Annotated in this window: 10 protein-coding genes; 1 reads left to right on the forward strand and 9 read right to left on the reverse strand. The window is 65.9% G+C overall.

From position 1 onward, the window contains the following. Positions 1-399: 399 nt before the first annotated feature. The 3 genes from NBRGI_RS47800 to NBRGI_RS35765 form a co-directional block, all read right to left on the reverse strand. Positions 400-585 (reverse strand): hypothetical protein, encoded by a 186-nt coding sequence (locus tag NBRGI_RS47800; protein ID WP_148311083.1) that lies wholly within the window; start codon positions 583-585, stop codon positions 400-402. Between the two features lie 160 nt (positions 586-745). Continuing rightward, the gene (locus tag NBRGI_RS45700) at positions 746-1,528 is read right to left on the reverse strand and encodes a hypothetical protein (protein ID WP_051728280.1); all 783 of its coding nucleotides are present in this window, start codon (positions 1,526-1,528) and stop codon (positions 746-748) included. A gap of 250 nt (positions 1,529-1,778) precedes the next feature. Next, positions 1,779-2,603 (reverse strand): CPBP family intramembrane glutamic endopeptidase, encoded by an 825-nt coding sequence (locus NBRGI_RS35765; protein ID WP_158439984.1) that lies wholly within the window; start codon positions 2,601-2,603, stop codon positions 1,779-1,781. A 295-nt stretch (positions 2,604-2,898) separates the two neighbouring features. Here NBRGI_RS35765 and NBRGI_RS35770 point away from each other — a divergent pair, with 295 nt between their 5' ends. Further along, entirely contained in the window at positions 2,899-3,441 is a 543-nt protein-coding gene (locus NBRGI_RS35770; RefSeq protein WP_148311084.1) for a DUF7691 family protein, read from the forward strand. Positions 3,442-3,508: 67 nt separating this feature from the next. Here NBRGI_RS35770 and NBRGI_RS35775 read toward each other — a convergent pair whose 3' ends face one another. The 6 genes from NBRGI_RS35775 to NBRGI_RS48335 form a co-directional block, all read right to left on the reverse strand. Beyond that, positions 3,509-3,808, reverse strand: a complete 300-nt coding sequence (locus NBRGI_RS35775; protein ID WP_051728282.1) for a hypothetical protein — start codon at positions 3,806-3,808, stop codon at positions 3,509-3,511. A 93-nt stretch (positions 3,809-3,901) separates the two neighbouring features. Further along, positions 3,902-4,408, reverse strand: coding sequence for a hypothetical protein (locus NBRGI_RS35780; RefSeq protein WP_029901598.1), 507 nt, complete (start codon positions 4,406-4,408; stop codon positions 3,902-3,904). Between the two features lie 225 nt (positions 4,409-4,633). Then, a complete protein-coding gene (locus NBRGI_RS35785) occupies positions 4,634-5,221 on the reverse strand; it encodes a hypothetical protein (RefSeq protein ID WP_029901599.1) in 588 nt (195 codons plus the stop codon). Next, positions 5,211-5,495 (reverse strand): hypothetical protein, encoded by a 285-nt coding sequence (locus NBRGI_RS35790; protein ID WP_029901600.1) that lies wholly within the window; start codon positions 5,493-5,495, stop codon positions 5,211-5,213. The genes NBRGI_RS35785 and NBRGI_RS35790 overlap by 11 nt, the downstream gene beginning before the upstream one ends. Positions 5,496-5,529: 34 nt before the next feature. Then, positions 5,530-6,060: a hypothetical protein gene (locus NBRGI_RS35795; RefSeq protein ID WP_029901601.1), complete on the reverse strand. Its 531-nt coding sequence runs from the start codon at positions 6,058-6,060 to the stop codon at positions 5,530-5,532. A 46-nt stretch (positions 6,061-6,106) separates the two neighbouring features. Beyond that, the coding region (locus tag NBRGI_RS48335; RefSeq protein WP_158439986.1) for a hypothetical protein at positions 6,107-6,371 on the reverse strand (265 nt) is incomplete at its 5' end.

Consider the following 6,371-nt stretch of genomic DNA (forward strand, 5'->3'; position numbering starts at 1 on the left):
CTGAGCGCTCGGCGGGCAGGCTCAGGCCGGCGCCGCAGCCAACGCACGCATATGCCGGGTCGAGTACGTTGGGCAGCCCCGACTCGTCGGATCTGCGGCTGTTTCCACAACAGCAGGATTGCCAAAAGTCCTGCCAGACAGGGCAGCATTCCGATTCGGCTCCGCAGCGGAATTCGACCGGATGCTCGACGCTGTGCTCGATGGCATCCGAGACCGGGCCGCCCGGTCAGCGCAGACCTGATCGAAACCAACTCGGCCGAACGTGCTCATCTGCCGCTGGGCGCACGTCGGGCAGTCGCCCAGATTCGTTGGTGGGCAATGCTTCCAGCGCTCGAACATGCCGAAGAGCGGATGCTTCGTCAGCGAAGAACGGGCTGGGCGTGTCCTCCGTCCGCCTGGTCAGGGCGCAGGCCAGGGGCATCCGAGCCAGTCGCGGATGTAGGCGACGAGCCGGGCGCGGGTTCGCTTGTCCCGCCACTCGGTGTCGATGCCTTCGGCCCGGAGCACGGCGTCGGCGCAGCCCTCGGCGTCCCACGGCGGGTCATCGAGCAGCCGGGCATCCTGCCGCACTGTAGTGGACAACACACTCCCATCCCGCCGAGCGCTCGGATCGCAGCGAGATCGACTGTGCCTAAGGATGTCTGGAGATACCGATCTCCAGGCGGACGACTTTGGCGCGAAGGGGATTCACGGACAGTTCTGCTGTCTGTACCGAGCGCCGATCATCCTGTCTTCGGGTCGGTCATCAGTCTCGATACGGCTGGCCAGGTCGCTCGAATGGTCGCTGATCACGGCGCTCCAGCGCAGCCATCGCCCACTTCATCTCCGAATGCTCGGCCGCGCGAGGAAAATGGTTTCGGACCTCCTCGGCCGTGATCGGTGGTGCGTCCACTCGCGCGATGCGCAACACGGTTGGGGCAAGTTCTTCGGCATGATAGGCAGCGAGCTTGTGGTGTCCGTCGAGAACGAAACCACTCCAGACGTTTTTTGCGCCGGCGCGCAGGGCGATGATCACTGGCCGTGCGCCCTGGCGGATTGCCGCGCGATACCGCTCGACCGTTCCGGTGTCGGTCGGCGGCCACGCCTCGGTCGGTGTAAGCCAGTCCTCCAACGGGTAAATGCCGCTCGGCTCGTCGGGCTTGGGTCGGCTGATACCCCACTTCGTCGAGCTGTACCAAGCCTGGAAGCCTTCGACGATCCGGTTGGTTACCGGTTCGGGGAATCGTAATTCATAGCGGCCGTCGGCCATCAGCATGAGCAGCGGCGCGAGAGTTTCGGCGAGGCTCCCGGTGCTGTAGCCCTCGGTGGTCAGGTCACGCATAGCCTGCAACTCTTCGGGCCGGGGCGCTCGCTCCGGAGCTCGCACGAACAATCGGCCGATGCTTCCGGCAAAATCGGCTATATCCAGCCCCGCCGCTTTTCCGCCCAGATAGAGCAAGCTCTGACCGTACTGCCCGTGTGATCCGCAATCGCCGCGGACATCGATCACTCCCGCGCCGTCTGCCACGTCGACTACCTCGATGGTCACCTGCTGAACATTACTGTCCGACCACTGTCGGAAGAGGCGGAGCCATGCGTACAACTAGAACCTGCGGCGGACCACTGTGGTTGCGACGGTGTCGGTCTGCAGAAGATAAACGGCAGACTATCTCGCCATCGACAACGCACGATATTGCCTGCGGGCTCAGGCGGTTCCTGACCGAGCCGAGCCGCACTGGAAGATCGACGCGCGGAGACGATCTCGACCTCTCCAGCGCACGGAAATGCCGAGGAGTGGTTCATAGATCTGGCCTGTCGGCCATCGGCAGTGTGGTGGTCGGCGGTGCCGTCCTGTTGCCTAGTGGCCGACGAACACATACCAAGACCGCGGCGAATGTCAGGAGCGCTCCGCCGAGAATCGGGACGATCGGCGCGCCGTAATCCGGTGTGACTATGGCGGTTACATTGAGCATGGCGTGAAACAGAATCGCGGCCAGGATCCCCCGGCCGGTTCGGTTGTGCAACCAAACGATCAGCACTCGCCCGGATACGGTCCCGGCGAACCATCCGGAGATCCACCAGAACCCGTGCCCGACCTGGGCAAGCGGCACCAGATGCCAGACCGCCCAATAGATTCCGAGGGCAATCCCCGCCCACACCTGGCCCCAGCGCCGTTGCAGCGGATCGGTCGCGTAGCCCGTCCAGCCCAGTTCCTCACAGGTTGCTGAGAACAACGTCGCGATCAGTACGAAAGGCAACGCCGCCAAGGCAATTGGGATGCCCCCGCCGACCGCGTCCAACCCTCGGGCGATCCCATAGGCCGCTATTCCGGCGGCTACCGGCACGCCCGCCGCCACGAGATACCAAACCTTTTGCGGCGCAGCTGAATAATCGACCGCGCGCCGCAGCAGCGCCCAGACTGCCTTCCTGCCTTCGTCCCGGCGGACAAGGAACACTGCCGCAAGTACCGGAACCAGGAACATTGCCGCGCTGGCGGGCAATTCCAGCGCACCCACCCGCACACTGTCGACGAACGCGCCCAAGACGAAGAACGGCAACGACATCGCGGTGACCAACAACAGGAACAGCATTGGGCGCGGCGCCGACGCGAGTTCAGAATCCACCGCACCAGCTTGCCGCATACGAAAACACGCCGCCCCCAGCCGTTGTGGCAGCATCCGCCCGAACCGAGTTGATCGAGCAGATGTCGAAGTCTTGGGCAAAGAAATTCGACGTCACCGGCGAGCGTGTCCATGGCATAGTCGGGATGCGTTGACCGACTAGGGACTATAGGGCGCAGACGGCTCCGGGGACCGTCAGCACCGGTTGATGTGCTGCGGGTCCCGGAACGCCCAGTGGAGGAGAACCGATGGGTACGCAGCTCACCATCTACAGCGTGAGCCTCGAGAACGTGCAGTCGTGGGTCCGGGAGCCGGAGTGCTGGAGGAGAGCCGCCGGCGAGCGATCGCCATGGACGCGCAGAACAGGGAAAACGGGTCGCCGTCCGTGGTGGAGGCCGTCGACGACATCTTCGGTGACCGCCCCAAGAACCCGGATGCCGGGGACGCCTACGCCCGCGTGTGGCAGGACGTGATCGAGTACGGCGAGTCGACCCGCTTCGACCTCGGACCGCTGCGGTGGGGCGGACGGTTTCTGGAAGAAGCGAGTGCGGAACTCGAGGCCGCCGGAGTGCCCCGGGAACTCACGCCATCGAGTTTCGTCTTCGACAACCCCTTCACCAGTACGCCCCAGGCCGACAATGCGCCGGTCGTCGGACATGTGGTGGCCCATCGAGTGCCGGCCTTGCGCGAGGTCTACGGCGCGGTCACCGTCGGGACGCAGACGGCCGCTCTGGTCGACGTCCTGCTCGACGCTGCGGACGAGACTCTCCACTTCAACGCGTTCGCCCTGAGCTTCGATAAGCCCTGGCCGCTGCAGGATCTGGTCACCTTCTACGGCTGAGTGGTAGAGCACCTATGCCTGCCCGCCACCTTGCCGCTGACGAGCCAGGGCTCGTGGATAGCCTTGGTCAGAGGTGATCGTCGGTGAGGGTGAAGGGGTCCTGGCCGGATTTGTAGGCACACCATTCCTGCCAGAGGTTGTCCGGATCGATGTCGCGGTATCCGCGCGACTGATTCAACCCTCGTTGCATCGACAGTGGCAGCATCACGGCGGCGGCGTTGTCGCGGGTGTCGAGGAGCTCGGCCTCGGTCAACGCTGCGCCCTTGTCCTCTTCCCGGCGGAGCAGCACGGCGATCAGCGCGGGAATCGGGGTAGGGACCAAACGATCATCGTCGCGCGTCGCCTGGCCCGGTTGATGGGTGTTCATCGCAGATCCATTCCGTACGACGGGGCCGTGCTTCGGTCGGGGTTCACTTGCGGGGGTTCACATTTCGTCGAGTCGGCGAAGCGACGGGCATGCTCACGACACTCCGCCGGTCCCGCGGGACCGTTCGGCTGTCTGAGCCGGGGTGTCGTAGTAGCCAGGGGCGGCCAGTAGCACAGCATTGAAGTAGAACCCCTGCTCCTCCGCGGGATCGTCATCGGTCTCGAACGGACGCCAAAGGCTGAGCAGGAGATCTGGGGCAACAAATGAGGCGGGATCGTCCTGCGCCGGTTCGATCGAAACGCGCTGACGCAGCCGTTCGACCACCTCCCGCGCCGGCAGGCCGAATACGTCGACTCCCTGGAAGTGCACGGTATCGGCATCGGTTTCGGGCCGGCCGAGCTCTACCGCGATTAGGCGATTGTCCCTGCACTCGATGCGCATCATCAAGCCGCTCGGCCGGAAGATGTATTGCCCAGTGCTGTCGGACTCGGATATGTCATCGGCGTCGCGTAGCGATTGCAAGGCGGCGACGGCGTCCGTGCGGACCATCCCGACGCGCAGTGGGCCGACACCGAGAGGTGGATCCAGCTCGAAATCCATGCGTGGATCATTGCAGAGCAGCGCGGAAACCCCACGCCCCCAGTTCGTCCGTCTCCACCGTCGGTTGCGACCGAGAAGATAGATCTGCGGCGCGGGATTCGGGGGGCAGCGCCACCGCCCCGTTGCCCGATCGCGAAATATGCGTCGTAGCTGTAGCCGACCGGACTGCCTTCGCCCTCGCCCGCGACCGGCTCTTCGAAAGACGTTCTGCGGGTGCGTGATCCGCTATCGGTGATGAGCGGCGGGACCGTAGGTCGGGCTCGGCTGGTCCGGGAAGACGGTGGGGCAGGCGCGGCGCATACGGTCCATGGTGGTGTTGAGCGAGGTCAGGGCGGCGCTCACGGCGTCGGCAGCCGGTTGGGCCTGTCGTTCGGCGTCCAACGCCGCGGCGAACTCGGCCAGCGCGGAGCGCAGTCCGCCGCCCGCGGTGGCGACATCGCGATAGGTGCTGCTGATGAGGGGGGAACCCATGCGATCGACCGCTGGATGGATCGTCGCGGTGATCTGGTCGGACAATCGGATGCCCTGGGCGACACGGGACTTCATGTCGGCGAGGTCGCCACGTTGCGCGGCGGGACCGAGGCCGTTGAGCTGATCGGACAGCGCGCGGAAGGTGTCGCGCAAGCCCGCGACGGCCTGGCCGCCCGCCGCGCAATCCGCGGTGCCGGGATCGGCGACTTTGCGCTCCGTGGCGGCCGACCCGTGCTCGGAGCACGCGGCAAGCAGTCCCGCGACGAGCAGGAAAAGGACGGCAAGGGCCGCCGCGCCGAGGAAGGTCGTCCCTCGACGCGACGGCCGCCGGTCACCCGGCATGGGTCAGCACCGTGAGGATCGCGTTCTGCACGGCAGGCACGAAGGCGAGCGTCGTGATCAACGCCAGCCCGAAACCGGTCTGCGCGTGCCGGTGCCGATTCCACCACCCGATCGGGGCGGTCCGGGACCGGGTGTTCCACTCGACACCGGCGTCCGCGGTGGCCTCGTTCTGTTCGTAGTAGCCGAACGTGACCGGTGCGGATCGTACGTCGAGCAGACCACCGAGGGCATCGGTGGCGAGCCCACCCGAGCCGATGTGTCGTGAATCGAACATGGTGCCGACCTCTTCCCACTACTCGTCGCCGCGCTCACACGTCGATGCTGGTGCTCCACGGGCGCATCAGCTCGTCATAGACGTCCTGAGTGAAATCGCCTTGCCCCACAAGGTCGCTCAGCACCGCCGCGGTCACCGCCTGACCGACCACGGTCACCACGCCGATCGAACCGAACGACTCGAGCAGGCCGGTCAGCTCGCCGGGGCCCGCCGCCGAATTGGGCGCGATCGCTTGGCCCGCGATCATTCCCGCGACCTGTACGTTGCGCGAGCGGCCGAAGGCCTTCGCCGTGGCGGTGGCGATATTGATCGGCATACCAGGTGCGGCGGCGTTCGTGCCCTGGCCCAGTCCCGCCAGCAGGCCGGCCAAGCCGCCTTCCAGGCCGAGACCGGTACCGTTGGACAGCGACGAAACCTTTTCCTGCACCATCTGTTTCGCCGCCGCGTTGAGCTTCTCGCGTTCGGCCGCGGTCAATTGGCCGGACCGTTCGATGATGCGGACGGCGTCCTGCCAGCGCGGGCCGTAGAGGTATTCCAGGTGCAGGGTCTGCGTTGTGTGCGTCATGTCTGACTCTCCTTGTGCTGAATGCGTTGGGACAATGCAGGGTTCGTCACAGCGAAACGCTGACGAGGTGCGGCGCGCGGTCCCGCGCCACCGCTTCGGCAGCCCCCTTTCCGGAGTAGGGCAGATCGGCGTAGGCGACCGGTGCGGCCGCGGGTTTCGGAGCTGCCTGCGGTTGGCTGGGCAGCGGGGCGAGCAGTTTTTGCAGCGAAGCGGCCAACTGCTCCAGGGACGGGTCGTCGGGGATGTCATCGAGGAACTGGCTGCCTGCCGCAGCCGCGCCGCCACCCGAAGCCCCCAGCGGCCCATTGCGA

Origin of the sequence: Nocardia brasiliensis IFM 10847, assembly GCF_000710915.1 — a bacterium.
Taxonomy (GTDB): domain Bacteria; phylum Actinomycetota; class Actinomycetes; order Mycobacteriales; family Mycobacteriaceae; genus Nocardia; species Nocardia brasiliensis_A.